This window comes from Vibrio viridaestus, from assembly GCF_003856525.1.
Lineage (GTDB): Bacteria > Pseudomonadota > Gammaproteobacteria > Enterobacterales > Vibrionaceae > Vibrio > Vibrio viridaestus.
Window position 1 is genome coordinate 445,205 of record NZ_RJVQ01000003.1, and the last position, 26,741, is coordinate 471,945.

General features: G+C 44.1%; 27 protein-coding genes and 1 pseudogene. 23 read left to right on the forward strand and 5 right to left on the reverse strand.

The annotated features are described in order from the left end of the window. Window positions 1-19 precede the first annotated feature (19 nt). The 5 genes from pncA to EES38_RS09640 all read left to right on the forward strand — a co-directional run bounded on the left by pncA (window position 20) and on the right by EES38_RS09640 (window position 3,255). The gene (gene pncA / locus EES38_RS09620) at window positions 20-640 is read left to right on the forward strand and encodes a bifunctional nicotinamidase/pyrazinamidase (RefSeq protein WP_124936964.1); all 621 of its coding nucleotides are present in this window, start codon (window positions 20-22) and stop codon (window positions 638-640) included. A 6-nt stretch (window positions 641-646) separates the two neighbouring features. Then, window positions 647-1,615 (forward strand): ketopantoate reductase family protein, encoded by a 969-nt coding sequence (locus EES38_RS09625; protein ID WP_124936965.1) that lies wholly within the window; start codon window positions 647-649, stop codon window positions 1,613-1,615. A 272-nt stretch (window positions 1,616-1,887) separates the two neighbouring features. After that, window positions 1,888-2,169 carry a DUF134 domain-containing protein gene (locus EES38_RS09630; RefSeq protein WP_124936966.1) on the forward strand — a complete coding sequence of 94 codons (282 nt, stop codon included), beginning with the start codon at window positions 1,888-1,890 and terminating at the stop codon, window positions 2,167-2,169. 190 nt (window positions 2,170-2,359) lie between these two features. After that, window positions 2,360-2,842, forward strand: coding sequence for a NifB/NifX family molybdenum-iron cluster-binding protein (locus EES38_RS09635; protein WP_166434234.1), 483 nt, complete (start codon window positions 2,360-2,362; stop codon window positions 2,840-2,842). After that, on the forward strand, window positions 2,839-3,255 hold the full coding sequence (locus tag EES38_RS09640) for a PaaI family thioesterase (RefSeq protein ID WP_124936968.1): 417 nt from the start codon (window positions 2,839-2,841) through the stop codon (window positions 3,253-3,255). Before EES38_RS09635 ends, EES38_RS09640 begins: the two co-directional genes overlap by 4 nt. Here the strand turns inward: EES38_RS09640 and EES38_RS09645 are convergent. The 4 genes from EES38_RS09645 to EES38_RS09660 form a co-directional block, all read right to left on the reverse strand. Then, window positions 3,248-3,613 (reverse strand): DnaJ family domain-containing protein, encoded by a 366-nt coding sequence (locus tag EES38_RS09645; protein ID WP_208020423.1) that lies wholly within the window; start codon window positions 3,611-3,613, stop codon window positions 3,248-3,250. The genes EES38_RS09640 and EES38_RS09645 overlap by 8 nt on opposite strands. Before the next feature lie 18 nt (window positions 3,614-3,631). Beyond that, a complete protein-coding gene (locus tag EES38_RS09650; RefSeq protein ID WP_124936969.1) occupies window positions 3,632-4,345 on the reverse strand; it encodes a DUF554 domain-containing protein in 714 nt (237 codons plus the stop codon). Between the two features lie 175 nt (window positions 4,346-4,520). Beyond that, complete coding sequence (locus EES38_RS09655) at window positions 4,521-5,432, reverse strand: response regulator transcription factor (protein WP_124936970.1); 912 nt, start codon at window positions 5,430-5,432, stop codon at window positions 4,521-4,523. Continuing rightward, the gene (locus EES38_RS09660; RefSeq protein ID WP_124936971.1) at window positions 5,425-8,790 is read right to left on the reverse strand and encodes a hybrid sensor histidine kinase/response regulator; all 3,366 of its coding nucleotides are present in this window, start codon (window positions 8,788-8,790) and stop codon (window positions 5,425-5,427) included. Before EES38_RS09660 ends, EES38_RS09655 begins: the two co-directional genes overlap by 8 nt. 234 nt (window positions 8,791-9,024) lie before the next feature. Between EES38_RS09660 and urtA the strand changes: the two genes are divergently transcribed. From urtA to EES38_RS09725, 13 genes and pseudogenes are all read left to right on the forward strand, one after another. After that, entirely contained in the window at window positions 9,025-10,299 is a 1,275-nt protein-coding gene (gene urtA, locus EES38_RS09665; protein ID WP_124936972.1) for an urea ABC transporter substrate-binding protein, read from the forward strand. A gap of 856 nt (window positions 10,300-11,155) precedes the next feature. Further along, window positions 11,156-12,037: pseudogene (gene urtB / locus EES38_RS22935) on the forward strand (urea ABC transporter permease subunit UrtB); the annotation flags it as partial. 3 nt (window positions 12,038-12,040) lie between these two features. Further along, a complete protein-coding gene (urtC, locus tag EES38_RS09675; protein WP_124936974.1) occupies window positions 12,041-13,126 on the forward strand; it encodes an urea ABC transporter permease subunit UrtC in 1,086 nt (361 codons plus the stop codon). Further along, the gene (gene urtD / locus EES38_RS09680) at window positions 13,123-13,956 is read left to right on the forward strand and encodes an urea ABC transporter ATP-binding protein UrtD (RefSeq protein ID WP_124936975.1); all 834 of its coding nucleotides are present in this window, start codon (window positions 13,123-13,125) and stop codon (window positions 13,954-13,956) included. Before urtC ends, urtD begins: the two co-directional genes overlap by 4 nt. Continuing rightward, window positions 13,956-14,651 (forward strand): urea ABC transporter ATP-binding subunit UrtE, encoded by a 696-nt coding sequence (urtE, locus tag EES38_RS09685; RefSeq protein WP_124937202.1) that lies wholly within the window; start codon window positions 13,956-13,958, stop codon window positions 14,649-14,651. Before urtD ends, urtE begins: the two co-directional genes overlap by 1 nt. Before the next feature lie 2 nt (window positions 14,652-14,653). Next, window positions 14,654-15,517 (forward strand): urease accessory protein UreD, encoded by an 864-nt coding sequence (locus EES38_RS09690; protein ID WP_124936976.1) that lies wholly within the window; start codon window positions 14,654-14,656, stop codon window positions 15,515-15,517. Between the two features lie 10 nt (window positions 15,518-15,527). Beyond that, entirely contained in the window at window positions 15,528-15,830 is a 303-nt protein-coding gene (gene ureA, locus EES38_RS09695) for an urease subunit gamma (protein ID WP_124936977.1), read from the forward strand. 12 nt (window positions 15,831-15,842) lie between these two features. Further along, window positions 15,843-16,148, forward strand: coding sequence for an urease subunit beta (locus tag EES38_RS09700; RefSeq protein ID WP_124936978.1), 306 nt, complete (start codon window positions 15,843-15,845; stop codon window positions 16,146-16,148). A 20-nt stretch (window positions 16,149-16,168) separates the two neighbouring features. Next, complete coding sequence (ureC, locus tag EES38_RS09705) at window positions 16,169-17,875, forward strand: urease subunit alpha (RefSeq protein ID WP_124936979.1); 1,707 nt, start codon at window positions 16,169-16,171, stop codon at window positions 17,873-17,875. A gap of 12 nt (window positions 17,876-17,887) precedes the next feature. Continuing rightward, window positions 17,888-18,358 carry an urease accessory protein UreE gene (gene ureE / locus EES38_RS09710; protein ID WP_124936980.1) on the forward strand — a complete coding sequence of 157 codons (471 nt, stop codon included), beginning with the start codon at window positions 17,888-17,890 and terminating at the stop codon, window positions 18,356-18,358. Then, on the forward strand, window positions 18,358-19,020 hold the full coding sequence (locus EES38_RS09715) for an urease accessory protein UreF (protein WP_124936981.1): 663 nt from the start codon (window positions 18,358-18,360) through the stop codon (window positions 19,018-19,020). Before ureE ends, EES38_RS09715 begins: the two co-directional genes overlap by 1 nt. Window positions 19,021-19,022: 2 nt before the next feature. Further along, complete coding sequence (gene ureG / locus EES38_RS09720) at window positions 19,023-19,664, forward strand: urease accessory protein UreG (RefSeq protein ID WP_124936982.1); 642 nt, start codon at window positions 19,023-19,025, stop codon at window positions 19,662-19,664. Window positions 19,665-19,694: 30 nt separating this feature from the next. Beyond that, on the forward strand, window positions 19,695-20,237 hold the full coding sequence (locus EES38_RS09725; RefSeq protein WP_166434235.1) for a HupE/UreJ family protein: 543 nt from the start codon (window positions 19,695-19,697) through the stop codon (window positions 20,235-20,237). A gap of 37 nt (window positions 20,238-20,274) precedes the next feature. Here EES38_RS09725 and EES38_RS09730 read toward each other — a convergent pair whose 3' ends face one another. Continuing rightward, the gene (locus tag EES38_RS09730; RefSeq protein WP_124936984.1) at window positions 20,275-21,189 is read right to left on the reverse strand and encodes a LysR family transcriptional regulator; all 915 of its coding nucleotides are present in this window, start codon (window positions 21,187-21,189) and stop codon (window positions 20,275-20,277) included. A 275-nt stretch (window positions 21,190-21,464) separates the two neighbouring features. On the opposite strand from EES38_RS09730, the gene EES38_RS09735 reads away from it, so the two are divergent. The 5 genes from EES38_RS09735 to EES38_RS09755 are packed head-to-tail and all read left to right on the forward strand — an operon-like array spanning window position 21,465 to window position 26,694. Further along, the gene (locus EES38_RS09735) at window positions 21,465-22,991 is read left to right on the forward strand and encodes an ABC transporter substrate-binding protein (RefSeq protein ID WP_124936985.1); all 1,527 of its coding nucleotides are present in this window, start codon (window positions 21,465-21,467) and stop codon (window positions 22,989-22,991) included. A 35-nt stretch (window positions 22,992-23,026) separates the two neighbouring features. After that, window positions 23,027-23,944, forward strand: coding sequence for an ABC transporter permease (locus EES38_RS09740; RefSeq protein ID WP_124936986.1), 918 nt, complete (start codon window positions 23,027-23,029; stop codon window positions 23,942-23,944). Between the two features lie 12 nt (window positions 23,945-23,956). After that, on the forward strand, window positions 23,957-24,862 hold the full coding sequence (locus EES38_RS09745; RefSeq protein WP_124936987.1) for an ABC transporter permease: 906 nt from the start codon (window positions 23,957-23,959) through the stop codon (window positions 24,860-24,862). 12 nt (window positions 24,863-24,874) lie between these two features. Beyond that, on the forward strand, window positions 24,875-25,867 hold the full coding sequence (locus tag EES38_RS09750) for an ABC transporter ATP-binding protein (RefSeq protein WP_124936988.1): 993 nt from the start codon (window positions 24,875-24,877) through the stop codon (window positions 25,865-25,867). Beyond that, complete coding sequence (locus EES38_RS09755) at window positions 25,867-26,694, forward strand: ATP-binding cassette domain-containing protein (protein WP_208020424.1); 828 nt, start codon at window positions 25,867-25,869, stop codon at window positions 26,692-26,694. Before EES38_RS09750 ends, EES38_RS09755 begins: the two co-directional genes overlap by 1 nt. Window positions 26,695-26,741 lie beyond the last annotated feature (47 nt).

Here is a 26,741-nt window from a genome sequence, read left to right on the forward strand (position 1 = left end):
TACCAAAAGGAATACAAACATGAAAACGGCACTATTGCTTGTCGACATTCAAAATGATTTCTCTCCCTCAGGAGCGCTTCCTGTACCGCAAGGTGACAAGATAGTGCCGGTTGTAAATAAACTTCTCGATCGATTTGATCTTGTGGTTGCTATGTTGGATTGGCATCCAGAGAATCATGGTAGCTTTGTAACGCAGCATAAAGGCAAGGAGCCGGGCGAGTTAGTTGAACTCGCTGGGATACCGCAAATCGTCTGGCCTGTTCATTGTGTACAGGAATCTGACGGAGCGAAATTCATCGAATCTTTACAGACAAACAAGATTGATCACGTTGTTCATAAAGGGACCCATGTCGATGTTGATAGCTATAGCGGGTTTTTTGATAACCAAAAAATCAATGATACAGGCCTGGCTGAACACCTACGCTCTCAGGGGATAGATAAAGTCTATGTTACAGGCTTAGCGACCGATTACTGTGTCAAATTTACCGCGTTAGATGCGGTTGAGTTAGGGTTTGAAACATACGTTATAACGGACGCAACTAAAGGTGTAAATATGAGTCCAGGTGATGTAGAAGCCGCATTACAAGTTATGGCCGGAGCTGGATGTACCTTGGTCACATCTCAACAACTAATGGAGTAGGATGACATGAAATTTTTGATTTTAGGTGCTGGTGGAATTGGTTGTTATTACGGAGCAAGACTTCTGTCTGGTGGGCATGAGGTTGTTTTTGTTGCTCGCGGTGAACACTTAGATGCGATGAGAGCGGATGGGCTATGTGTTGAACATAAGGATTTTGCCTTTTCTCAGCAAGTGACAGCCGTCGATGTGGATGTATTAAAAACCGAATTCTCTTGCTCCAGTTTTGACCTTATCATTCTCGCAAGCAAAAGTTCTGCGACTGATGACTTCCTCAATGAGTTAGATGACTGGGCAAAAAATGGCACCACTCCCATTCTGTCGATCCAAAACGGCGTAACTAACGAGTCTAAAATTGCGTCAGTATTAGGTAATGAGCGGACTATTGGTGGTTTAGCTGTGCGTATTGGCGGTCATATTGTTTCTCCTGGTCACGTGGAAGTAAAGGGGATATCGCAAATAGAAATGGGCGTGTGGCCTAATCATCGAATGTCTCCAATGCTTGAAAATGATGTTCTTCAGTTTGCGAAGATATTTGATGAAAGTGGTATTCCGACAACCGTTCACGAAGATATAGAACATGCGCTATGGAATAAGCTAATCATTAATAACAGTGTGAATCCTTTATCGGCTTTAACCGGACTAGACACAAAGCGTATTACCTCCGATCCCAATCTAAAAAATGTTGTACTGCAGTTAATGATGGAAACCGCTCGAGCTGCAAATTATGCCGGTGTAGAAATTACTCAAACTGATATCGATTCAATGTTTGAGTTGATCTCCAATTTTGATGCCATTAAAACGTCGATGTTGGTGGACCGTGAGAAAGGACGCCCTTTAGAAGTTGAAGATATTTGTGGACCTATTATCTATCAACATGAAACGAATGATGACACGGCGCAAATGACTTCGCTGATAAAATCTCTTCTTGAAGCGAATATGGCCTTTACTGTACCAGCGACAGAAAATACTGATTAATAAGTCTTGTTGCTTATTGAAGTTTGCCGATGGCCTAGATATTCTGACCAACTACACAAAAAATGTGGATTATGGTTGCTGTAGTGGATTTGTCTAAAATTCAACCCAATGTAAACGTTATCGTTGCTTATCTATTAACCATGACAATGTAACAAACTTATTTAATTGTTATTTTATTGAGAATAGGCTAAATAAACTTGAGTTTTGCTGAACTTTCTTGTTGAATATGACAATACGATTAATTCTTATTTCGGTCTAAAAGAGGCAAGTCTATGGGACGACCAAAAATCCCTAGAAATATTTGTGGGGCTCCGGCGAACAGTTGTTTTAAGCCTAATGGTATCCCAATGGGAAATTTAGAGCGCATCACTCTTAATCCAGATGAGTTTGAAGCAATTAGACTGGTAGATTATCAGGGAATGTTACAACTAGAAGCCGCTTCTGTCATGGGGGTTTCCCGCCAAACATTGGCTAATCTAGTAAAAGCAGGAAGACAAAAGGTTTCTGACTGCCTATTGAACGGAAAAGCTTTGATGATGACCACTTCTGAATAACCTGTTTCATCAAGTTTCAAAAACCACAGCTATTAACTGGCTGTGGTTTTTTTATGTCTGTTGTTTAGATGTTTAGAATGTCATGTACCCGATTACACGATGGTGAAATGTAAATTTTCGCAAATTAAATGGCATATGCTTATTATTGGGGTATATTTAGCTTATGCTATTTAATTTAAGGAGCGTTAATATGATTACTGCTTTACCTATTGTGGATAACCAACTGTCTAACCACTTCACTAAAGCTCATCATTTTGTTTTTGTTGATGATAACGGAGCACTCATCTGCTCTGCACCAAATCCTTCTTTAGGAGCTGGCTGTTCAGGTAAAAAACACCTTGTTGATATGTTGCTAGCGAATCATGCTGATAGAGTAGTGGTGAAGAACATCGGAGCTAAGATGTTATCTCGCTTGTTTGAGAGCAAAATTGAAGTGCTAATGACAGATAAAGGCAGACGGAGTAACCTGCAGGGACTCTTGGAAGATCCTAACGTAACTCGACTGGTTGACTTATCACGCGCTAGAACCTCGATTAATTTTGATCGTAAGCAATTTGAAGGTGGTTGTTGTGAACAGCACGGACATGAAAATGCGCTAGAAAATTCCTGTTGTCAGTCGCTCGATTCGTTAAGCAGACAAAGAAAAAACCACCACAGATACTGTAAAAAATGAGCACTGCGAATATTGAGCACAGTGCGCAGTATACACAACACCAATACTGCTTTGCCTGTGGGCCGGTGGCTACTGGTCTGGGTATGCAGTACTGCCAAGGTGAAGATGGTGATCTGATTGGGGATTTTAGGGTAGGCGATATTCATCAGGGTTACACTGGGCTGCTCCACGGAGGACTGGCTTCAACACTTTTGGATTCCGTCATGACCTACTGTCTGCTCAGGAAGCAAATTAATGGTCTAACCGCTGAGTTAACCGTGAAGTTTCATCAACCGATTCATGTTGGTGACAAAGTACAAGTACGCGGGCGAATAGAAGGCAGGAAAAAGAGAATTATCTTTTTATCTGCTGAGTTGATTGTTAACGGAGTTGCGACGGTTTCAGGCAAAGGAAAGTTTATTGAGTCTAAATAGTCTTGTTGTACAGTGAACGTGTCAGGTATTGATAGATAAACCGGGTATTAATACCTTTCATGCGCATTTTTAGTTCTAGGTTACGTAGCGCAGTGATTGAATGTTGCAATTCTTGTGTTTCGGTTTCGACACTATTAATGAGATCGCAGAGTTGAATAGCGTGGTTACGCTGTTCTAACTCAGGTGGTAAATAGCCTGCATTTTTTAACATTCGATACCCTGATCGCAGCTCTTCTGGGATGAAGGTTTCGTCTTCCAATTCTAAAGGCTTACCACGACCTGGCAGATTATCTAAATCGCCTTTTTCTATCGATTTCTGAATAGCTCGTTCTGCCATTTGATCAATAAGAAGAGTCACAACATCACCTTGATAGTATTAGACAAACGACGCCCACAATGCTGATATTGGCATCGCAATAATTAATGCTGGCAACATGTTGGCTACAGGGAACTGCATCAGACCACAAATTCGAAATCCAGTTGCGAACATAACCAATCCACCGACAGCGGAGAAATCTGCAATCATGACATCATTAGTTAGTGGCATGATGGCCGACGCTGAGAAATATAATATCATCTGGACAATAGTTTGTGGAATAGCCAAAGACGCAACAGGAAAACCAAGTCGAATCGCAAAAATAACCGCGGTGAAGAAGTCGAGAAAAGATTTCACAATTAATAAGGTCGGGTCACCGGTAACCCCTTCATTCATCGAACCAAATACACCAGTGCCGCTGACACAAAAGAGTATTAACACAGAAATGAACGTTTCGATGTATTCGTTTTGGCTGATACTTGCATTCGGTTTTGGTAGGGCTTTTTCAATAAAACCTTTAAGACCTTCGGCCAGTTTCTTGATCTTTTCTTCGAGATCGAAAATCTCTCCAATGACCGTTCCAATCAACATAGAAAGTACCATTGCGGGTAGCAGTTGAACTTTCATTATCATCGCGATACCTAAACCCATTGAGGTCAGTCCGAATACCAGAGGCATACGTTCCCGCATTTTTTTCGGGAATCTAGAACCCGCAACAGTTCCAATAACACCACCAAGTATAATTGAAGCGGCATTTACGAAAGGACCGATCATCTTATTTCCTTTTTACATCTATGCTTATGGCTAACAAGGGAAGGGTTGCCTGAGAGAATGAACGATTTATGGCAACGCCAAAGGATTGTCACCTAGATGTTACAACCTGATCAAGTGTTATATGTTTATTGTATTTTTGTATTTTAAATCATCTGTAAGAGTGATTTTACGGCGGTCATTTCGACTCCAAAACACGTATAGACATACTTACAGCAGAGGTTCGATTATCCACTTCCAACTTTTTGTATACCTGTTCTAAATGCTTATTTACCGTTCGTGGGCTCATCTCTAATATCTGAGAAATTTCCCAATTTGTTTTACCAAAAGAGAGCCAATAGAGAACCTGAGATTCGCGTTTAGTGATATTGAAAGTTTGGCGAAGGTCTTCTTCGGTACCTACAACTTTAGGCGGGCTGATACGGACCAACGCATGCAGTGTGTTGTAGTCCCCAGCGTAAATCGCCTCAATTGGTTGGGTAAACTGATCGAGTAACAGGGGCGTCTTTTTATCATTAGACAAAAGCCATATGGCAATTTCCGATTGGATGCCTTGCCAAACTGCGGCGATATCAGCTGAATTACTTATTTCCGCCAGCAGTTGCTGCGCGTGCGGAGTGTACCATTCGAGATTGCCAGTGACAGTAGACACGCACAATATGTATTGACCTGCGTAATCTAGGGCTATCTGCGCCGATTTAGCGAGGCGGGCGTTATAGCTGTGTACTTTGATTCTCGCGAGAACCTCATCAGGCACTACCGGTTTAGTAATGTAATCGACGCCTCCCGCTTCAAAGCCTCGAATTACGTGTTTAGAATCATTAAGGCCGGTCATGAAAATAATTGGGGTGGAGGGAAGGAGTTCTTTGAGTTTGAGGCAGGTATCGAAACCATCCATTTCGGGCATAATGGCATCAAGCAAAATTACATCAGGCTGAACTTTACTGACAATCGAAATGGCTTGCAGCCCACTAAGAGCGACAAGCACGGTTAAACCAGCTTTATTAAGAGTTGCGTTTAACATGCCCAATGATTCAGGAGAATCATCCACAACCAGAACGATAATATTGTTATCGGAAAAGTTATTCATTCATAAGTCCGTTTATATGCTCAATAATTTTATCAAAGCGGCAATGTTCGAGATACTCACGTTGAGTTTCGATAAATATTGAACCTTTTAATCCTTGTTTTTCGAGTATATCAAGTTCTTCGGAGAGTGCCGACATAAAGCCTATTTCAGCAAAGCGCTTTAGTTTATCTAGTTGTGCTGCATCTGGTACCGCCTTGTGTTGATCGATCACCGGTTCAACATCGATAGAGGATGCGGTGTATTGCCAGTCCAGTTTTAATAACTTTCCTAGTTTTGCTAAAAGCTCCGGTATTGATACGGGCTTGGTTAAGTAGCCATTGTGATGATGCTGAAGGTGATTGCTGCTTTCCAGTTCCTGTACATTGCCAGACAGCATTAAAATAGGCTGGGTTATTCCTTTATTACGCAGTTGAATAGCGAGTTGCCAGCCATTCACATGAGGCATGAAAATATCAAGCATATACAAGTCTATTGCCTGACTTTCGGCGAGAGCCAAAGCTGACTCTGCACTGTTAGCTTCTAACACACTAAATCCTATTGGCGATAGGATATGCTTAATCAAACCTCTTTGGTCTTCAAGATCATCGACAACCAAAATGGTTTTGGGTGATCCTTGGTAACCACAGACATCAGTATTAGGTAGCTCGGGTTGGACCTGTGTATCTGAAATCGTAGGGAGCAGAATTTTAAGTGTAAATCGGCTTCCGTTTCCAAGCTGGCTCTCACAGGTAATATCTCCGCCCATAAGTTCAGCCAGGGCATTCGAAATTGTCAGTCCTAATCCGGTCCCGGAAATGTGAGTCGTACTTTCCGTTTGAATTCGTTCGAAAGGCTTAAAGATTAACTTTTGATCTTCAGCTGAAATACCGATACCGGTATCTTCGACGATAAACTGCGTGACTTGGTTTCGGTATATTACGGAAAAAGTTACTTTTCCGAACTCGGTGTATTTTACAGCGTTATTGAGCAAATTGATGAGTATTTGCCGTAAACGTTGTTTATCCGTTGCAACAAACTCTGGCAGGTAAGGAGAGCGCTTGTATTCAAACGTTAACCCCTTCCGTTCTGCCTGCATTGCAAACATATCACTTAGCTGATCGATCTGTTGATGGAGACTAAATTCATCACGATGGAGTTCGAGACGACCCGCCTCGATTTTCGATATTTCAAGCAAGCTTTCTAACAAGTCAGCAAGGTGTTTTCCGTTACGTTGTAATACCTTGGCGTAATTGCGCTTTTCTTCGTTGAGTTCAACATCAGTGCTTAATAATTGAGCATAACCGAGTAGCACGTTCAGTGGTGTTCTCAGTTCATGGCTCAGACCTGCAAGGTACCGGCTTTTCGCGTTATTAGCTGTTTCAGCTTGTTTCTTGGCACGTTCAAGTTCAATCGAGGTTCTTTCGTGCGCATCAATCTCTTCGGTAAGTAACTGAGTATGGGCCTGAAGTTCCTTCATGGCTAATCGGCTACTGGTTCGAGCCAATACAAATAGCCAACTGATGATGCCAATGGGTATCAGTAGTAAAGAAAAGGCTTTGACCAGACTCATTGAAAGAGCTGCCATTCTTGGTTGTTCTAAGATAGGAACCTGACTGTATGCAAGGGCTAAAATAGCGGCAATGGTGAGGCTCATTAGTAACATCACCATAATGAACTGACTAACAGAAGAGGATAATTGTGTTACCCATCGGTGCGGAAGTATTGGGTTAAGTAATGCTTTTAGCTGGGCATGAAACGTGGCTTGTGGGCGGCATTTATCATGACATCGCACATCCAGTGAACAGCACAATGAGCAGATATAGCCCCGGTATGCCGGGCAGTAAGCCATGTCCTCGTGTTCAAAAGTATGTTCGCAAACTGTGCACGTATGTTCTTCATGAGCTGATGAAATAATAATGTTATTGGGTACTAAATAGAAACGACTTTTTGTCAGTAATGCAATCAAAGGCGCCGCAAAAAAAGGCACTGCGAAAGAAACATAAGATGCGAACGCTTTCATCTCAATTCCCATCACTCCCAAATGAGCGGTGAAACCGACGATGGATGCAATCGTCATAGATCCAAGACCAACCGGATTTATGTCGTACAGTTTGGAGCGCTTGAATTCGATATGTTTTGGACTCAGGCCTATTTGTTTATTAATCGCAAGATCGGCAACGATAGTACCAATCCAGGCTAATACCAATACCGAATAGACCTGGAGCGTCTTTTCTATGAGTTGATAAACACCCAATTCCATCAATAGTAAGGCGATGAGGACATTAAAAATCATCCAGACAACACGACCGGGGTGATTGTGGGTTAGGCGAGAAAAGAAATTTGACCAGGCGAGTGAGCCGGCGTAAGCGTTAGCTACGTTGATTTTAAGCTGAGAGATAATGACAAAGACACCAGCAAACAGCAAAGCCAGTTTTTGATTATCGGTCATATAGCCAAACACATTGAGGTACATGTGCGCAGGGTCACCAGCCAGAGACGGACTAACACCGTGATTGATGGCGAGCCAAGCTAAAAAGGCACCTAATGCAATCTTCATCGCGCCAAAAATCATCCAGCCAGGTCCACCAAGTAACATGGCTCCCCACCATTTCCATTTTCCACATTGAGATTGCTCAGGCATAAAGCGAAGAAAATCCACTTGTTCGCCTATCTGAGCAATGACGGAAAGTAACACCGCGGAAGCTGAGCCAAATAGTAGCCAGTCAAATTGAGCGGGATAATCGTGTAACCCACCAAAATTGAGCCAGTCGGATATTTGTGTTTCCGGATGATTAAACACATAGAATAGCGGCAGGATTTGCAGTGCTAACCAGAGCGGTTGTGACCACATTTGGAAGCGACCAATTTGAGTAATACCTAATGTGACCAGGGGAATGACGATAATGGCGCTGATAATGTAGCCCCAAAACAAGGGAATACCGAACAGCAATTGCAATGCCATTGACATGATCGCTGCTTCGAGGGCAAAAAAGATAAATGTGAACGACGCGTAGATAAGCGATACGATTGTCGAGCCGATATACCCAAATCCAGCGCCACGACTTAATAGGTCTGCATCCACTCCGTACTTTGCCGCGTAGTAGCAAATAGGAACGCCGCTAATGAACACAACGGCAGACACACCTGCTATCGCCCACAGTGAATTGACCACTCCATAATTTAGCGCAATTGTACCACCCAAAGCTTCAAGAACGAGAAAGGAAACAATGCCTAGTGCGGTATTTGCTATCCAACTCGCCGACCACTTGCGGGCTCTTTTTGCTGTGAAACGAAGAGCGAAATCTTCTAATAGCTCGTTTGCAACCAGCTTATTGTATTTACGTCGGGTAACCGGGACTTTGCGATTTTTGTTCTTCACTGTTCATCCATGATTCAGTGTGGTGCCATGTAAAGCGCGGGGAATTGGTTTATTTATAAAGATATAAATAGCGATTCATTATACGCCTAATTGAACAATAAAAATATGCGTAATTCTACGTAGAAATTGTGCCCTGATCGCGCATATTCATATCACCAATATTCTTTAATACTAGATGTCGAGTTTGTTAAGTGTGTTTGTTTGTAATAATCAATAAACTAAAGGAAGAAACTAATGAAAAGGACATTTCTATCGACTGCCGTTCTAGCGGCCTCTTTGTTAAGTGGGCATGCGCTCGCGGCCGATACGATTAAGGTTGGTGTACTTCACTCTCTTTCCGGAACAATGGCTATCAGTGAAACCACACTGAAGGATACTATGTTGATGCTCATTGACGAGCAGAATAAAAAGGGTGGTTTGCTAGGAAAAAAACTTGAGCCTGTTGTCGTTGACCCTGCCTCTAACTGGCCTTTATTTGCAGAAAAAGCTCGAGAGCTTATCTCGAAAGACAAAGTATCAGCGGTTTTTGGTTGTTGGACATCGGTTTCACGTAAATCTGTACTTCCCGTTTTTGAAGAGCTTAATAGCATCCTATTTTATCCAGTACAGTATGAAGGTGAAGAGTCTTCTAAAAATGTTTTCTACACTGGCGCAGCTCCAAACCAGCAAGCTATACCTGCTGTCGATTATCTACTGGATCAAGGCGTGAAACGCTGGGTTCTGGCAGGTACAGACTACGTGTATCCTCGTACCACCAATAAAATTTTGGAAGCGTATCTGAAAGCGAAAGGCGTTGCTGACGCAGATATCATGATCAACTACACGCCATTTGGTCATTCTGATTGGCAATCTATTGTCTCTGATATTAAAAAATTCGGCTCGCAAGGTAAGAAAACCGCGGTTGTCTCAACCATCAACGGTGATGCAAACGTTCCTTTCTACAAAGAGTTAGCTAACCAAGGTATCACGGCTGATGAAATTCCAGTTGTTGCATTCTCGGTTGGTGAAGAAGAGCTGTCAGGTATGGATACATCGCCACTTGTTGGTCACCTTGCTGCGTGGAACTACTTTGAAAGTGTCGACTCAGAAGCAAATGATGAATTCATTGATGAATGGCACAAGTATACGAAAGATGAAGATCGTGTAACCAATGACCCAATGGAAGCTACTTATATTGGTTTCAATATGTGGGTTAAAGCTGTTCAGGCTGCGGGTACAACTGATTCTGCCGCTGTACAGAAGGCGCTTATTGGTACATCGGTAGCAAACCTTTCTGGTGGTTACTCAACAATGATGCCAAATCACCATATTACTAAACCTGTTCTTATCGGCGAAATTCAAGACGATGGTCAATTCCAGACCGTATGGAAAACCAAGGGTCTAGTCGCTGGTGATGCGTGGTCCGATTATCTACCGGGCTCTAAAGATCTTATCTCAGATTGGCGCGAACCTTTAAGCTGCGGTAACTACAACGTTAAAACAGGTAAGTGCTCTGGACAAAACTACTAATCAACACTTTTGATTAATATGGGTGGCGTGACAGCGTCACCCTTTGGCGTGTTTTGTTTATAAGGGCAGACCAATGACATTATTTAATCGCACGGATTCAGGCGGTAGGAAAGCGAAGTTAAGGGCACTTTCTTTATTTGCTGTTCTCTCATTTTTTGTTTCTTTTTGGGTACAAGCCGATACTACCGATACTGCTAGTAAATTCGATCAAGGACTGCAGCAGCTTGTTGAGTCTGGGTTTAGTAAAACTGAACAGGCGGTGGAGTTAATCAGTACCAGTGGAGATGAGAGAGCAATTGACGTTCTAACATTACTACTTGGTGGCGATCTCTATCAAATTAAAGCAGACCATGTATTGGTAACAATACACGGTAAGGATGGCAGAGATTATATTGTTGCTCCTTTGTTTTCGACAGATTCTTCAGAGCAACAAACGCTTTCAAAGCGTAAAATCAAAAAGATTGCTATCAATAATAATCTTCGTCGATCGATCAAATCATCGTTGGCGGGCTTAAGCCTATCCAGCCCTAAAGCAGAAGTACGCCTCAAAGCGATTTCGCAGCTGATGGGCAGCATGGACGAGGATTCGTACGCCTTGCTAAGTCAGAAGCTCAAAGACGAAGAAGACTCAGATGTTGCTGATCTGGGCAATACGGCGTTAGCGATTTTTGACTTAAAAAATAGTCATGATGAGAAAGTTCAGGCTGCAGCAATAGAGACTCTGGGAACGAGTTATCAGCCAGACGCTCGAAATGCACTATCACTCTTTATCAATGCTCATGCCGATTCATCACTCGTTCTTGCAGCTAAAAAATCGCTTGGTCTTATTGAGCAGCGTGAAAATGTTGCCGATTGGGTTCAGACGTTATTTTTCGGTTTGAGCTTAGGTTCGGTATTAGTCCTTGCGGCGATTGGTTTGGCAATTACGTTTGGTGTAATGGGTGTGATTAACATGGCACACGGCGAATTAATTATGCTGGGGGCTTACACAACGTATGTAGTGCAAACACTGATGCCAAATCACATCGGCTTATCAATCTTTGTTTCAATACCTTTGGCATTTATAGTCTCGGGCTTGGTTGGTATCGCTATAGAAAGAGGTGTGATGCGCTTTTTGTATGGTAGACCTTTGGAGACGTTATTAGCGACATTTGGTATTAGTCTTGTCCTACAGCAAGCGGTTAGAACGATCTTCTCTCCATTAAACCGTTCCGTTTCTACTCCTGAGTGGATGCAAGGTGTGATTCATTTAAACCCAATGCTCAGTCTGACGCTTAACCGTTTATACATTATTGTGTTTTGTCTGATTGTGTTTGCCATTCTTTTCATGATTTTGAAATACACGCGTTTGGGGATTGAAGTTCGCGCTGTGTCGCAAAACCGTAGTATGGCCAGAGCTATGGGCGTTAAATCAGAATGGGTTGATGCAATGACCTTTGGATTGGGTTCTGGTATTGCCGGTATCGCTGGTGTTGCGCTTAGCCAATTAACCAACGTAGGTCCAAACCTTGGACAGGCTTACATCATCGATTCCTTTATGGTCGTTGTCTTTGGTGGGGTGGGCAATCTGTGGGGTACGCTGGTTGCAGGTATGTCATTAGGTATTGCGAATAAAGTGATGGAACCCTGGGCCGGTGCAGTACTGGCTAAGATTCTTGTGCTTGTATTCATCATTTTATTTATTCAGAAAAAGCCCCGAGGTTTGTTCCCTCAGAAGGGCCGCTCGGCGGAGGGTTAATTCATGGAACAACAACCTAAGTTGTTTGATCGTTCAACGCTATCGTTTTTATTGGTATTAGCTGTTGCTATTTGTCTTATACCGAGTTTGAACCTGATATTGTCTCCTGGCAGCGCACTGCATGTTTCGACATACACAATTACCTTGATGGGTAAATATCTGACTTATGCATTACTCGCAGTGGCTGTTGATCTCGTCTGGGGATATCTCGGAATTCTTAGCCTGGGTCACGCGGCGTTCTTTGCTATTGGCGGGTACGCAATGGGGATGTACTTAATGAGGCAAATCGGTGATCGAGGCGTTTATGGTAACCCTGATCTTCCCGATTTCATGGTATTTCTCAACTGGAAAGAGTTACCCTGGTTTTGGCATGGTTTCGAACACTTTGGCTTCGCGGCTCTGATGATTGTATTGGCTCCAGCGGTCCTAGCCTTTGTGTTCGGCTGGTTTGCTTTTCGCTCGCGAGTTACCGGTGTTTATCTTTCTATCATTACTCAGGCGTTAACATACGCGTTGATGCTGGCCTTCTTCCGCAACGAAATGGGCTTTGGTGGTAATAATGGGCTAACCGATTTCAAAGATATTCTGGGATTTGACCTACAGTCCGATTCGACGCGTCTTTCGCTGTTTGTGCTATCCGGACTGGCTTTGGGCATAGGCTACATTGCTTGTCGTTTCATCGTTGTGAGCCGACTTGGCCGAGTCGCTATGGCAGTTCGAGATGCTGAGGCGAGAACTCGGTTTACTGGCTACAAAGTTGAGTATGTCAAACTAGCCATCTTCTGTTTCTCAGCCATTCTTGCTGGCGTTGCTGGGTCCTTATATGTACCGCAGGTAGGCATTATCAATCCATCGGAATTCTCACCGCTTAACTCCATTGAGCTTGTTGTCTGGGTTGCTCTGGGCGGGCGGGCAACACTTTATGGTGCTGTTGTGGGTGCCATCGCTGTCAATTATGCGAAAACTTACCTTACAGCTGCATTGCCTGAAGTATGGCTTTTCAGCCTCGGTGCCATGTTTGTGTTAGTTACACTGTTTTTGCCTAAGGGGATTGTAGGTCTTATTCGTTCTAAGGAGGCAAATGCATGAGTATTCTCGATGTAGCACGCTCACTAAAAGATCGTGAACATGTATATGATTTTGTTCGTCCACAGGAGAACCCAATGCTCAATGTTGGGCATGGTTATTTACTCTATTTGGAAGGGATTAGCGTTACATTCGATGGTTTTAAAGCCATTAATGATCTCAATCTATACATCAAAGAGGGTGAACTGCGCTGCATCATTGGTCCCAATGGTGCGGGGAAAACAACCATGATGGATATTATCACTGGTAAAACTCGACCTGACTGTGGAACCGCTTGGTTTGGACAGAACATTAATTTGCTTAAATTGTCAGAACCTGAAATTGCTCAGGCGGGTATTGGCCGTAAGTTTCAAAAGCCAACGGTATTTGAGCAGCAGACCGTTTTTAATAACCTTGAACTTGCTATGGCAGGACCCAAAACGGTTTGGTCATCATTAACCGCGAAAATATCGTCGAGTGAACTAGACTATATAGATCATGTTCTTAAGCAAATTGGGTTGGACAAACAACGCTACTTGCTAGCGGGTGCGTTGTCCCATGGACAGAAGCAGTGGCTGGAGATTGGCATGCTGCTAATGCAAAACCCCAAGCTGCTACTTGTAGATGAACCTGTTGCGGGCATGACACATCAGGAGATGGATCGAACTGGTGAGTTGCTGACTGAACTCGCAGGTGAGAGGACGATCGTCCTTGTTGAACATGATATGGACTTTGTTCGTTCACTTGCCCGTGATGTGACGGTACTCCATCAGGGCTCAGTACTTGCCGAAGGAACCATGGATCAAGTACAGAACAACAAAAAAGTGGTCGAAGTATATTTGGGAGAAGAGTGATGTTAAGCATTCAGGGAATCAACCAGTTCTACGGACAGAGCCACACTCTTTGGGATCTCGATATGGAAGTGCCAGAAGGAAAGTGTACCTGTCTGATGGGGCGAAATGGCGTCGGTAAAACGACATTACTGCAATGTGTGATGGGTCTTCTACCCGTTAAAAGTGGCTCTATTTCATTTATGGGTGATGACATTGTCAAAGTGGCAGCTGAAAAACGAGCGCCGATGGGGATTGGCTATGTCCCGCAAGGACGTCAGATTTTTCCATTACTAACAGTCGAAGAAAACTTGCGTATTGGTTTACCGATGCGCAGTGATAAAAGCCGCAATGTGCCAGAATTTATCTACGAACTCTTCCCGGTTTTAAAAGACATGCTTCACCGTCGTGGTGGAGACTTATCGGGCGGTCAACAGCAACAATTAGCGATTGGTCGAGCTCTGGTCATTAATCCAAAGCTGCTTATTCTTGATGAGCCAACCGAAGGTATTCAACCCAATGTGGTTGCTGAAATAGGCGATATTATTCGTCGGCTTAACGAAGAGATAGGGTTAACAGTCCTGTTGGTTGAACAGAAGCTGCCATTTGCGCGCAAAGTTGCTGATAACTTTTGTATTCTAGACCGTGGCCGACAGGTGGCATCAGGTGAAATGAGCTCACTTGATGATAAGTTGGTCAAACAGTATCTGACGGTGTAGTGATGAGTACGATTCTTCCAAACCTTGATTTGTCGACACAGTCGCAGCGACATTGGCCAGCCAGATTGTCGCTGGGCTTCGACTATCAACATGGTAAAACAAGAATGCATCAAATGTCGTTTCATGGTCCGCTGCGCGTACAGCGACCATTTTTTCCTGAAGGCGATGTTTGTCATGTGTATCTGCTTCACCCACCTGGTGGTTTGGTTTCGGGTGATGAACTCGTTATTGATATTGAATCATCAGAGCAGGGACATGCTTTAGTGACCACTCCATCTGCAGGCAAAATCTATAAGGCGGATAGCAAAAAAGGTGTGCAACAGCAGCAGGTTAATATCGATGTCAATGATGCCTGTGTTGAATGGTTACCCATGGAAACGATTGTGTTTGATGGGGCTCATGGACGTCTTGAAACTCGCGTTAATCTCTTTGGTAACGCGAAATTTGTCGGAATAGATGTGTTTTGTCTCGGACGACCTAAAAGCGATCTCCCTTTTTTATCAGGAAGTGTCGAGCAGCGCCTCGCTATTTATAAAGAGCAAACGCCGATACTGCTCGAACGTCAGTACATTGCTGCTGATGATCCGTTGATTCATGCAATGAGTGGTTTCAACGGCAATTTAGTATCAGGAACAATGATTATCTACGGTCTGGAGACCCCTGATGAAGCGCTGGCGATTATCAGAGAACATTACTCACAGATACCCGGTACGCTAAGCGCCAGTTATCGTATGGGCGTGCTCGTTATTCGTTACCTCGGTCATTGTAGTGAAGAAGCACAACAACAATTAAGACACTGCTGGACGTTGGTTCGCCCTATGTTGTTAGGCAAACCTGCTTGCCCTCCCAGAATATGGAATACCTAGAGGATTCATTATGGAACTATCACCAAGAGACAAGGATAAGCTGTTGTTATTCACTGCAGCTTTGCTGGCTGAAAGACGTCTAGCCAAAGGGATTAAACTCAATTATCCAGAAGCCGCCGCGTACATTTCCGCTGCCATCATGGAAGGTGCGCGCGAAGGAAAAACAGTGTCACAACTTATGAGTGAAGGACGCAACTTATTAAGTCGTGATGATGTGATGGATGGGATATCTGAATTGTTAGACGAGGTTCAGGTTGAAGCGACTTTCCCAGACGGAACCAAACTAGTCACCGTCCACAATCCGATTCAATAGGGAGCGAACGCGATGATTCCAGGTGAATACATTCTTGATAATACCCCGATTGAATTAAATAAAGGGCGTAAAACGACAACAGTCTCTGTCGTTAATCACGGTGATAGGCCAATTCAGGTTGGTAGTCATTACCATTTTTACGAAACCAATCCTGCACTCGATTTTGAACGTGAAAAAACGAAGGGGATGCGTTTAAACATTGCAGCCGGAACGGCTGTGAGATTCGAACCCGGACAATCAAGACAGGTTGAGTTAGTTGAAATCGATGGTGAACGGATCATCTATGGTTTCCGTGGTGACGTTATGGGCAAATTATAAGCTGTAAGGAGACAGGTTTCATGGTCAGTATAACCAGAGCCGCATACGCCGATATGTATGGGCCGACTGTAGGCGATAAAGTACGCCTTGCAGATACAGAACTCGTCATTCAGGTAGAAAAAGATTTCACCACCTATGGTGACGAGGTGAAATTTGGCGGAGGAAAAGTGATCCGCGATGGAATGGGACAAGGACAGAAATGTCGCGCTGAAGTGATGGATTGCGTGATTACCAATGCTTTGATTCTCGATCACTGGGGTATTGTCAAAGCTGATATTGGCATTAAAGACGGTAAAATAGCCGCGATTGGCAAGGCGGGGAACTCTGATATTCAGCCTGATGTCACGATCAATATCGGTGCCAGCACCGAAGTCATTGCCGGTGAAGGAAATATTGTAACTGCTGGTGCAATCGATTCACATATCCATTTTATTTGCCCGCAACAGATAGAAGAAGCGTTGATGTCGGGTACGACGACGATGCTAGGTGGTGGTACCGGGCCCGCTACAGGAACGAATGCGACCACTTGTACTCCAGGGGCGTGGAATCTGGCACAGATGTTACGCAGTACGGATAACTTCCCAATGAACTTTGGCTTTTTGGGCAAAGGTAACGCCAGTCTACCCGATGCACTCGCAGAACAGCTAGAAGCCGGTGCTTGTGGGTTGAAATTGCATGAAGACTGGGGAACCACGCCAGCCTCAATTGATAACTGTTTATCGGTTGCAGAGCAGTACGATGTGCAAATCGCCATTCATACTGACACACTGAATGAGTCAGGTTTCGTAGAAGACACGTTAGCTGCCTTCAAAGGACGCACCATTCACACGTATCATACGGAAGGTGCCGGTGGTGGACATGCCCCTGATATCATCGTTGCATGCGGCCAGCCCAATGTTTTGCCTTCATCGACCAATCCTACACGTCCTTATACCGTCAACACAATCGATGAACACTTAGACATGCTAATGGTGTGTCATCACCTTGATCCGAATATTCCAGAAGACGTCGCCTTTGCCGATTCTCGTATTCGTAAAGAAACGATTGCAGCAGAGGACATTCTTCATGATTTAGGCGCGTTTTCTATGATTGCATCTGATTCACAGGCGATGGGGCGAGTTGGTGAAGTCATCATTCGTACTTGGCAAACTGCACATAAAATGAAGGTTCAACGCGGCTTACTTCCTGAAGATGAAGCTTGTCAGGCGGATAATTTTCGGGCGAAGCGCTATATCGCCAAATACACCATTAATCCAGCGAAAGCGCATGGTATCGATAGCTATGTTGGATCGTTAGAAGTCGGAAAAATGGCCGATATTGTGTTGTGGAAACCCGCATTTTTTGGTGTCAAACCCGCTCTAATTATTAAAGGTGGATTTATTGCTGCTGCACCGATGGGAGATGCAAATGCGTCTATTCCCACACCTCAGCCAGTCCATTATCGATACATGTTTGGTGGGTTTGGTGACGCTGCCAGTGCGACGTCCGTGACATTTACCAGTAAAGCGGCCATTGAAAATGGTCTGAAACAGTCATTAGGTATCAAACGAGAACTCAAGGCTTGCTTTGGCTGTAGAACCGTCACCAAAAACGACATGATTCATAACGACTACATGCCAGTTATCTCCGTTGATCCTCAAACTTACGAGGTGAAAGCTGATGGTCAGTTATTGACCTGCGATCCGGCAACGGAACTGCCGTTGGCTCAACGTTATTCACTATTTTAAAGGAGGCTCTGTATGTTACGAGTCGTAAGTCGGGAAGACCATCATCACGGTGATGTATTAGACAGTGTGGTTCTGCCTTTTGCTTTAAGGCAGAAGGGGCGCTTTCGTACCCAAAGTAAGACAGGTTTAGATGTCGGCGTATTTTTACCACGTGGTGACGTGCTGCATCAAGGTGATTGCCTTATCACTGAATGTGGCAAAGTTTTAGAAGTCATTGCAGAAAAAGAGGACGTTGTTACCGCGACAGCAGAAGACTGGATTTCATTTGCGAAAGCCTGTTACCACATGGGTAATCGTCACGTTCCGATGCAAATTGGCGAGCGCTGGTTGCGTTTTCAGCCCGACCACGTTCTGCAAGAAATGATTGAACGAATGGGCTTAACCTGTACTCAACACCAAGCCGAATTTACACCCGAAAATGGGGCTTATCATGGTGGGGGACATCATCATCACCATCATGATGGAGAGGAGCACAGCCACTAATGAATACCCAGTCATTAATGTCATTACTTCATCTTACCAGTCCCAGCCTACCCATTGGCGCTTTCGCTTATAGTCAGGGTTTGGAAACTGCAGTGGAAATGACTTGGGTAAAGGATGAGGAGTCTCTGTGTGAGTGGTTGACCCCGATTTTATTGCACGCTCAGGCCAATTTGGAAATCCCTTTATTGGTGAGGTGTTATAACGCTTGGCAAAATCAAGACAATGATGCCATTCATTACTGGCAGCAGATCTTATTGGCGAATCGAGAAACATCAGAGCTGGTTCTGGAAGAGCAGAAATTGGGTCAGACCCTGTATCGTCTAATGAAAAGCTTAGACATACCCTTGGACAAACAACATGCTGATTTAAGTTACTTACCACTATTTTCTGGTGCGTGTTGTCACTATCAAATTGACGTGCATGAGGCGTTGACGGGATGGTGTTGGGCATGGCTAGAAAATCAGGTAATGGCAGCGTGTAAAACGGTACCACTTGGACAAACCAGTGCGCAAAAGGTATTGGTTCGACTGATGCCCGTTATTGAGCAAGCGATAGAGCACGGATTGAAAGTTGAAGACGAGGCGATTGGCTTAACATTGCCAAGTTTTGCCATGGTTAGTGCCTGGCATGAAACGCAATATTCAAGATTATTTAGGAGTTAGTAATGAGCAGTCAATGTTTACGAGTTGGAGTGGGTGGTCCTGTTGGATCGGGTAAAACGGCACTGCTGCGCCAGCTTTGTCTGGCGATGCGTAAAACGTATAACCTGGCTGTGGTGACCAACGATATCTATACCAAAGAAGATGCTGAATTTTTACTGCGCAATGAGGCATTAGAAGCCGATCGCATTATGGGGGTAGAAACGGGCGGTTGTCCGCACACAGCTATTCGGGAAGATGCATCAATGAATCTTGCTGCAATTGACGAGCTGCAGGAGCGTCATGCCGGTTTAGAATTGGTATTAGTTGAAAGTGGCGGCGACAACCTGAGCGCGACGTTCAGTCCTGAGTTATCCGACCTAACCCTTTATGTAATCGATGTTTGTGCTGGCGACAAAATCCCGCGTAAAGGTGGCCCGGGGATTACTAAATCTGATTTACTGATCATCAATAAGACTGATCTAGCACCAATGGTAAATGCCTCTCTGGAGGTAATGGATCGTGACGCGAAAAAAATGCGCGGTGAAAAACCATTTGTTTTCACCAATTTAATTCGTGGCGATGGTGTACAGCAGATTATCGATTTCATCGTCGATCAAGGCATGCTAAATAAAAACGAAGTGGACGTTGTGGTTACTCAAGAGTAATCCACCTGATATTAAAAAAGGAATATGACTATGAACAGTTTTGGCAAATTTTCGGCACGATTCTCTGCTCTGATGCTTTTAAGTGCTCCCGTTTTCGCGCATCCAGGACATGGTGAAGCAAGTTTTTCTACCGGTTTCTTACATCCGTTGACTGGCTATGATCATTTGACCGCTTTGCTTCTGATTGGTCTGTTTGCGGCTGGTTATGCAACAAAAAGTGCGTGGAAAATAATAGGGTGTTTTGCCTTGGCTCTAATCGGTGGTTTTGCTATTGGGGTTGAATGGGCTGATGCGCATCAAGCTGAAGCGCTAGTGTCTCTTTCTTTACTCGCGTTGCCAGTCGCTATCTTGGCCTATCGTAAAAAAGGCATTGTAAAGTTCATCTCTATGGCGGCCATTTTTGCTTTCAGCGCTTGTCATGGTTTGGTTCAGGGAGCAGAATCAGTAGGTAGTGCTGCTCAGTTTGGGCTGGGATCTCTTGTTTCCAGTCTTATGGTTATTACCGTTGTCATGCTAGTGAGCAAAGCCGTTAAATCGACTATTCACGAATTGAAATCAGTGAAAGCAAAATAAGTAATATGCATCAGGAAGCCCTTAATCCTAAGGGCTTCTAACTATCCTGTTTCATTTCTTCGATAACGAAATCAAGATACGATTTAACGGCTCTAGGTAGCGTTCGACCAGCCAATATTTGAACTTCAATGTTTCGTATCCCCATCCCTTTATCTGATATTGGAATCCCTCTAACGATATTAGCTTTCATTAAACGTCTTACGGATATTTCACCCGACAACGAAATACCACAATGATTAATGGTGAATTGATTGAGTGTTGACATGTAGTTACTAACCAGTGCGGGTTCGTATTGGAGTTGTTGTTGGCTGGCACAAATATCAAATAATTGTCTGACGGTTGTATCCGGATATGGAAGTGCTAACGGATGCGCGACGACTTGACGTAGAGATATCTGCTTTTTATTTGCCAAAGGATGATCCGGAGGCACCACGGCCAGAATTGGTGCTGGTTGGGTGTGTACGACGCGAATATCCGGCGTGGGTTTTAAACTGAAGGTGAGGCCGATATCAGCGTCGCCATTGATCACTGCACTCGAAACTTCCTTTGGTGGGTACACCGCAAGCTTAAACTGTATTCCGGGGTATTCGTGACGAAATTTTGCTATTGCGTAAGGCAGAAACTCCATTGCGAAGCCTTCCGTTGCTGCAAGTGACACATGTCCGGTTTGCAGACCTTCTAACGCATCAATTTCACCAATGACTCTGTCCGTTTCTAAAAGCAGTTTACGGGCATACGCCGCCAAAAGTTCTCCTGCTGCACTTAACACCATTCCCCGCGGTCGACGTTCGAAAAGTGGTGTACCAATGTGATCTTCAAGCCCTGAAATTTGGCGACTTATTGCGCTTGATGCGACATTTAGGTGCAATGATGCCTCACTAATGGACCCGTACCGTGAGACTTCTAGAAAATAACGTAAGGCTGGTGCCGTTAATTGGTGTTTTACCGCCATTGTAGAACTCCTTTTCTACTAACCAAATTGGTGACCCAAAATGCAGCAAAATCCTTGCCAAAAAGGCAATGAAGGCTTGCTATTTCTCTAATTGTGGCAATGAAAAAGCTGGCTTATAGTAATTTTGTATCTGTGTGATTTGTTTGTTGTATTTGTGTTGTTTAAGGGAATTTGAAGGCGATAAATGCAAAGGAGTTATTGGTGCTTTTTTTAGGCGCGAATATTGCTGGCTTTCAATGATTAAGTTTTGGGATATTTAGTATAAGGAAATGCCTATGTCTTTATTAAAACGCTGTCTTCCTCTTGCGATTGCTACTGCGCTCACGTTTGGGTCTGCAAGTGCAATGGCAAATAAAGCGGATGACACTTTAGTTTATGCGTCCAACAGTTGGCCTGAAAACATTAGTCCATACCACAATAACCTGCGTGAGGGCGTTATTCTTGGGCATCTAGCTTGGGATACACTCGTATACCGTGATCCAGAAAGTGGTAAGTATCTTCCTATGTTAGCAACTGACTGGACATGGAAAGATGACACACATTTGGTATTTGACCTGCGTAAGGATGTCAAATTCCAAAACGGTGATGCATTCACAGCTGATGACGTCGCGTTCACGTTTAACTATGCTCTTTCACCCGAATCTAAAGTAGTTACATTACAAAACATCAGCTGGATTAAAAAAGTAACCAAGCTGGATGATTACAAAGTTGAATTTGAATTAAAACAACCTTTCCCTGCAGCACTTGAATATCTCGCCGGTCCTTTACCGATCTATCCTGAAAAATACTTTAAAAAAGTTGGCTTAGTTGGGTTTAACAAAGCGCCAATTGGAACCGGACCTTACCAAATTGTGAAAGTGGTTAATGGTCAAGAAGCCGATATGGTGAAAAACCCACATTACTTCAAAGACAGCCCGATCGGTCAACCATCTATCGGTAAAATCAAGTTTGTTCTGATTCCTGACCCAGACACACGTCTTGCGCAGCTTATGACTGGACAAGTTGACTGGATCTGGCGTGTTCCATCTGATCAGGCTGATCAGCTTAAAACGATGCCGAATATTTCGGTGCTAAGTAGCGAAACGATGCGTGTGGGATTTTTAACGCTCAACAGCCACGGCACCGAAAGTCCAGACTCACCATACAAAGATCTTCGTGTTCGTGAGGCAATTAACTATGCAATAAACCGTGATGGACTGGCTCACCAGCTTGTTCGTGGCGGTAGCCGACCACTTTATACCCCTTGCTTCCCTGAGCAGCTCGGTTGTGTTCAGGATGCTGCGGTGAAATATCCTTACGACCCTGAAAAAGCGAAAAAACTGCTAGCGGACGCAGGTTATCCAAATGGATTTGATACAGATATTTACGCTTATCGAGATCGTGACTATGTCGAAGCGGTTATCGGTAACCTGCGCAAAGTGGGTATCAAAGCGAAACTGCATTACATGACTTATGCTGCGCTACGGGATGAGTTGCGTGCAGGCAAAGTACCTATGTCGTTCCAGACCTGGGGTTCGTATTCAATAAATGATGCATCGGCAATTATCAGCGTTTACTTCAAAGGCGGCGCAGATGATGAAGATAAAGATCCAGCAGTCGAAAAATGGCTGGAAACAGCTGATACCTCTGTAGATCAGAAAGTGCGTGACGAATATTACGGTAAAGCGATTAAACAAATTACAGAAAAAGCGTATTGGGCGCCTATGTTCTCATATACCAGTAACTACGCTTTTACCTCTGATTTGAACTTTAAAGCGTATCCAGATGAGTTACCGCGTTTCTGGGAAGCAAGCTGGAAGTAATTACTACGTAGAACCATGTAACAGGGAGGTTATGGATGCTGGGTTATTGTCTTAGACGTTTACTGATGGCTGTTAGTGTGGCACTAACAGTTTCAGTCGTGTGTTTTATGTTACTGCATCTCTCAGGTGATCTTGCTACAGCGATTGCAGGTCCCGAGGCTACGGCGGAGCAAATTGAGCAGATTCGCGTTCAATTTGGCCTCGATCAGCCAATAGGTATGCAGTATTTACACTGGTTATGGAATGCCGTCCATATGGACTTTGGCGAGTCTTACTATTTTCCAGAATCTGTAATTTCTCTGATACATGAACGATTGCCGGTTACTTTAACATTAGGTGTGATTGCCCTGAGTGTCGCGACACTTATCGCGATTCCACTTGGTGTGATTGCGGCAATTAAGCAAGATACATGGATTGACCGCCTTGCTCTGATGATTGCCGTTTTTGGTCAGGCGATGCCGAGTTTCTTCTTTGGTTTGGTGCTGATCATTATCTTTGCCGTGAACCTACACTGGTTACCAGCGGGTGGCACAGGAAGTTGGCAGCACTTCATTCTTCCTGCGGTTGCGTTGGGTTATTACGCAACACCATCGATTATGCGACTAACTCGTACCGGGATGCTTGAAGTTCTTGGGTCAGATTATATTCGTACTGCAAGAGCAAAGGGAATCAGTGAAACGAAAGTGATTTTGAAGCATGCCTTACGTAATGCTGTTATTCCTGTTGTCGCGCTATTGGCTGTTGAACTGGGTTTTATGTTGGGTGGTTCGATTGTGATTGAATCGGTGTTCTCTCTCAGAGGTTTGGGCCAATTAGCGTGGGATTCTATCGCGCGTAATGACTATCCAGTTGTACAGGCTATCGTCTTGCTCATAGCTGTGTTTTATATCGTGCTCACGTTCATTGCAGACCTTATCAATGCGATGCTCGATCCTAAGCTGCGAATCGCGTAACAAGGAGGTTATATGATGTCAGTCGCTGTTTCAGAAAAAGTAAAATCATCGATTAATGAGATCCCGCCATGGAGAAAAGCCTTTAGAAAAGTGCTGGGTCACCATAGTTTAACGTTAGGTGCTGCGATCCTCATTATTATTGCTCTAAGCGCCTTATTCGCGCCATTACTTGCTCCTCATGATCCTTATGAGCAGGATGTTATGCAGCGTATGATTCCACCTGTATGGCAGGAAAAAGGCACATGGGAACATATTCTTGGCACCGATAAACTAGGGCGGGATTACTTTAGTCGTTTACTGTATGGTGCTCAAATTTCCCTGTTCATTGGCCTTGCTGCTGCATTCATTTCAGGTGTAATCGGTACAACAATGGGTATTCTTGCGGGTTACTTTGGTGGCCGTACCGATGCCGTTATCAGTTATCTCATTACGACTCGTTTAGCGATGCCAGTTATCCTGGTGGCACTCGCGATGGCTTCATTGGTCGGTGGCTCCTTAAATGTCGTCATACTTTTACTCGGATTTCTTCTATGGGATCGATTCGCCGTCGTAGCCAGAGCAACGACACAGCAGCTTCGTGAATCTGAGTTTATCGCCTCTGCGAAAGTACTTGGTGCGTCTACACCATATATTCTTATGAAGGAATTGCTGCCAAATATCTTAAGTCCGTTAATCGTGGTCGCAACACTCGAGATGGCACACGCTATTCTTTTAGAAGCCACCTTATCTTTCCTTGGTTTGGGCGTTCAGCCACCATTACCTTCGTGGGGATTGATGGTTGCTGAAGGTAAAGCCTACATGTTTTTCCAGTCCTGGGTGATCGCTATTCCGGGAATCGCGCTAATGATTTTGGTCCTCGCGATTAATCTAGTTGGTGATGGACTACGCGATTTAAATGCACCTCAAAACCGCAGCTAGAGGAGACAGCACATGTATGATGCAATTTTAAAAGTCAAAAATCTTCGGGTGTCTCTACCTACGGCAAATGGCCCTTTGCGCGCCGTACGTGGTATCGACTTTGAGGTCAAACGCGGTGAGATGCTGTGTATCGTTGGAGAATCTGGATGCGGTAAGTCGATGACATCGATGGCTCTCATGGATCTACTTCCTCGCAGGGCGGATTGTACAGCGGATACATTATCGTTTGATGGTATTGATTTGCTCAATGTACCGAAGAAAAAGAGAAACGCGCTACGTGGACTGAAAATGTCGATGATATTTCAGGAACCGATGACTTCGCTTAATCCTTCTTACAAGCTCGGTGATCAGTTATGTGAAGGGATCATTAAACACAAGGGCGTGTCCAAGAAAGAGGCGCAAGAACGTGCGATTTTTCTTCTCAAACGAGCAGGTGTTCCATATGCTGAAGAACGTTTAAACCAATATCCACATCAGTTATCTGGTGGTCTCAGACAACGTATTATGATCGCCATGGCGCTAATGTGCGAACCCGATTTGATTATCGCTGATGAACCGACAACGGCGCTGGATGTAACAATTCAGGCGCAAATCTTAAAGCTGATTCGTGAATTGCAGCAAGAGTTTGGCACAGCGGTAATTTTCATCACTCACGATTTGGGTGTCGTTGCGAGAATCGCTGATCGTGTTGCTGTGATGTATGCGGGACAGGTTGTCGAAACTGCGCCAGTAAAGGATATTTTTACCAATCCACAGCACCCATACACGCAAGGACTATTGAGTTGTATCCCGATCCCGGGAAGAACTATTGCGGGTAAACCGCTGGCAACTATTTCAGGGGTCGTTCCAAACTTGGTTGGAGAGTTATCAGGATGTGCTTTTGCCAACCGATGCAGTAAAGCGAGTCATTCATGTTCTACCGCATTACCATCTTTGGATTCTATTTCAAACGTACATTCAGTTCGTTGTCCTTATGCCGAAGGACAAATTAAGGAGGCATGCTAATGGAATGGGCATTGGAACTATGCGATCTAACACGTCGCTTTGATATCAAGAAAGGCATGTGGAAAAAACCAACTGAATTTACTGCAGTAGATAAGGTAAATCTGCGGATTAGGCCAGGTGAAGTTCTTGGACTCGTTGGTGAATCAGGATGCGGTAAAAGTACTTTATCGAAAATGATACTGGGTCTATTAGCGCCCTCAGAAGGCAATGTTCTGATTGAGGATAAAGAGATTGATCTGAGCGATCGCCTAGCATTGGCGAAGATGATTCAGCCCGTATTTCAAGATCCGTATTCATCTTTGAATCCGCGCAAAAAGATTAAAGATATTATTCGTTTACCTCTTGTACTGCACAAAATCGGTTCAGCAAAAGAGCAGGAAGCATCAGTGTTAGCTATCGCTGAGAAAGTAGGATTGCCTGAACGTCTTTTGGAGCAGTTTCCGGGTCAACTGTCTGGTGGACAACGACAAAGAGTAGCCATCGCCAGAGCGTTAATTTTAAACCCACGGATATTAATCTGTGATGAACCAACTTCTGCGCTGGATGTGTCAGTTCAGGCGCAGATTCTCAACCTTCTACTAGAGCTAAAACAAGAACTAGGTCTGACCTATCTGTTTATTAGCCATAATCTGGCCGTTGTTGAGCATTTAGCCGACAGAGTCGCCGTGATGAATCAGGGACAGATCGTTGAGCAAGGTGAATGCGAACAGATTTTCCATAACCCTAAGCATCCTTATACACAGGCGCTACTGAGTTCAATTCTGACGCCAGATCCTAGCCTTGGGTTACCCGATGAAGCTGATTTAGTTTGGCAAAAAGCCAGTTGAACACTTCAATCTAGTCGTCAGTAAATAAAATTTTAACTATCTAGCTC

Excerpts from the sequence above, each read along its gene's own strand:
- EES38_RS09630 (WP_124936966.1), top strand. The coding sequence starts at position 1,888 with ATGGGACGACCAAAAATCCCTAGAAATATTTGTGGGGCTCCGGCGAAC.
- urtC (WP_124936974.1), top strand. The coding sequence starts at position 12,041 with ATGGAACAACAACCTAAGTTGTTTGATCGTTCAACGCTATCGTTTTTA.
- urtE (WP_124937202.1), top strand. The coding sequence starts at position 13,956 with ATGTTAAGCATTCAGGGAATCAACCAGTTCTACGGACAGAGCCACACT.
- EES38_RS09635 (WP_166434234.1), top strand. The coding sequence starts at position 2,360 with ATGATTACTGCTTTACCTATTGTGGATAACCAACTGTCTAACCACTTC.
- EES38_RS09745 (WP_124936987.1), top strand. The coding sequence starts at position 23,957 with ATGATGTCAGTCGCTGTTTCAGAAAAAGTAAAATCATCGATTAATGAG.
- pncA (WP_124936964.1), top strand. The coding sequence starts at position 20 with ATGAAAACGGCACTATTGCTTGTCGACATTCAAAATGATTTCTCTCCC.
- EES38_RS09750 (WP_124936988.1), top strand. The coding sequence starts at position 24,875 with ATGTATGATGCAATTTTAAAAGTCAAAAATCTTCGGGTGTCTCTACCT.
- urtA (WP_124936972.1), top strand. The coding sequence starts at position 9,025 with ATGAAAAGGACATTTCTATCGACTGCCGTTCTAGCGGCCTCTTTGTTA.
- EES38_RS09625 (WP_124936965.1), top strand. The coding sequence starts at position 647 with ATGAAATTTTTGATTTTAGGTGCTGGTGGAATTGGTTGTTATTACGGA.
- urtD (WP_124936975.1), top strand. The coding sequence starts at position 13,123 with ATGAGTATTCTCGATGTAGCACGCTCACTAAAAGATCGTGAACATGTA.
- EES38_RS09740 (WP_124936986.1), top strand. The coding sequence starts at position 23,027 with ATGCTGGGTTATTGTCTTAGACGTTTACTGATGGCTGTTAGTGTGGCA.
- ureC (WP_124936979.1), top strand. The coding sequence starts at position 16,169 with ATGGTCAGTATAACCAGAGCCGCATACGCCGATATGTATGGGCCGACT.
- EES38_RS09655 (WP_124936970.1), bottom strand. The coding sequence starts at position 5,432 with ATGAATAACTTTTCCGATAACAATATTATCGTTCTGGTTGTGGATGAT.
- EES38_RS09715 (WP_124936981.1), top strand. The coding sequence starts at position 18,358 with ATGAATACCCAGTCATTAATGTCATTACTTCATCTTACCAGTCCCAGC.
- EES38_RS09730 (WP_124936984.1), bottom strand. The coding sequence starts at position 21,189 with ATGGCGGTAAAACACCAATTAACGGCACCAGCCTTACGTTATTTTCTA.
- EES38_RS09640 (WP_124936968.1), top strand. The coding sequence starts at position 2,839 with ATGAGCACTGCGAATATTGAGCACAGTGCGCAGTATACACAACACCAA.
- EES38_RS09755 (WP_208020424.1), top strand. The coding sequence starts at position 25,867 with ATGGAATGGGCATTGGAACTATGCGATCTAACACGTCGCTTTGATATC.
- ureG (WP_124936982.1), top strand. The coding sequence starts at position 19,023 with ATGAGCAGTCAATGTTTACGAGTTGGAGTGGGTGGTCCTGTTGGATCG.
- EES38_RS09650 (WP_124936969.1), bottom strand. The coding sequence starts at position 4,345 with ATGATCGGTCCTTTCGTAAATGCCGCTTCAATTATACTTGGTGGTGTT.
- ureA (WP_124936977.1), top strand. The coding sequence starts at position 15,528 with ATGGAACTATCACCAAGAGACAAGGATAAGCTGTTGTTATTCACTGCA.
- EES38_RS09700 (WP_124936978.1), top strand. The coding sequence starts at position 15,843 with ATGATTCCAGGTGAATACATTCTTGATAATACCCCGATTGAATTAAAT.
- ureE (WP_124936980.1), top strand. The coding sequence starts at position 17,888 with ATGTTACGAGTCGTAAGTCGGGAAGACCATCATCACGGTGATGTATTA.
- EES38_RS09735 (WP_124936985.1), top strand. The coding sequence starts at position 21,465 with ATGTCTTTATTAAAACGCTGTCTTCCTCTTGCGATTGCTACTGCGCTC.
- EES38_RS09725 (WP_166434235.1), top strand. The coding sequence starts at position 19,695 with ATGAACAGTTTTGGCAAATTTTCGGCACGATTCTCTGCTCTGATGCTT.
- EES38_RS09690 (WP_124936976.1), top strand. The coding sequence starts at position 14,654 with ATGAGTACGATTCTTCCAAACCTTGATTTGTCGACACAGTCGCAGCGA.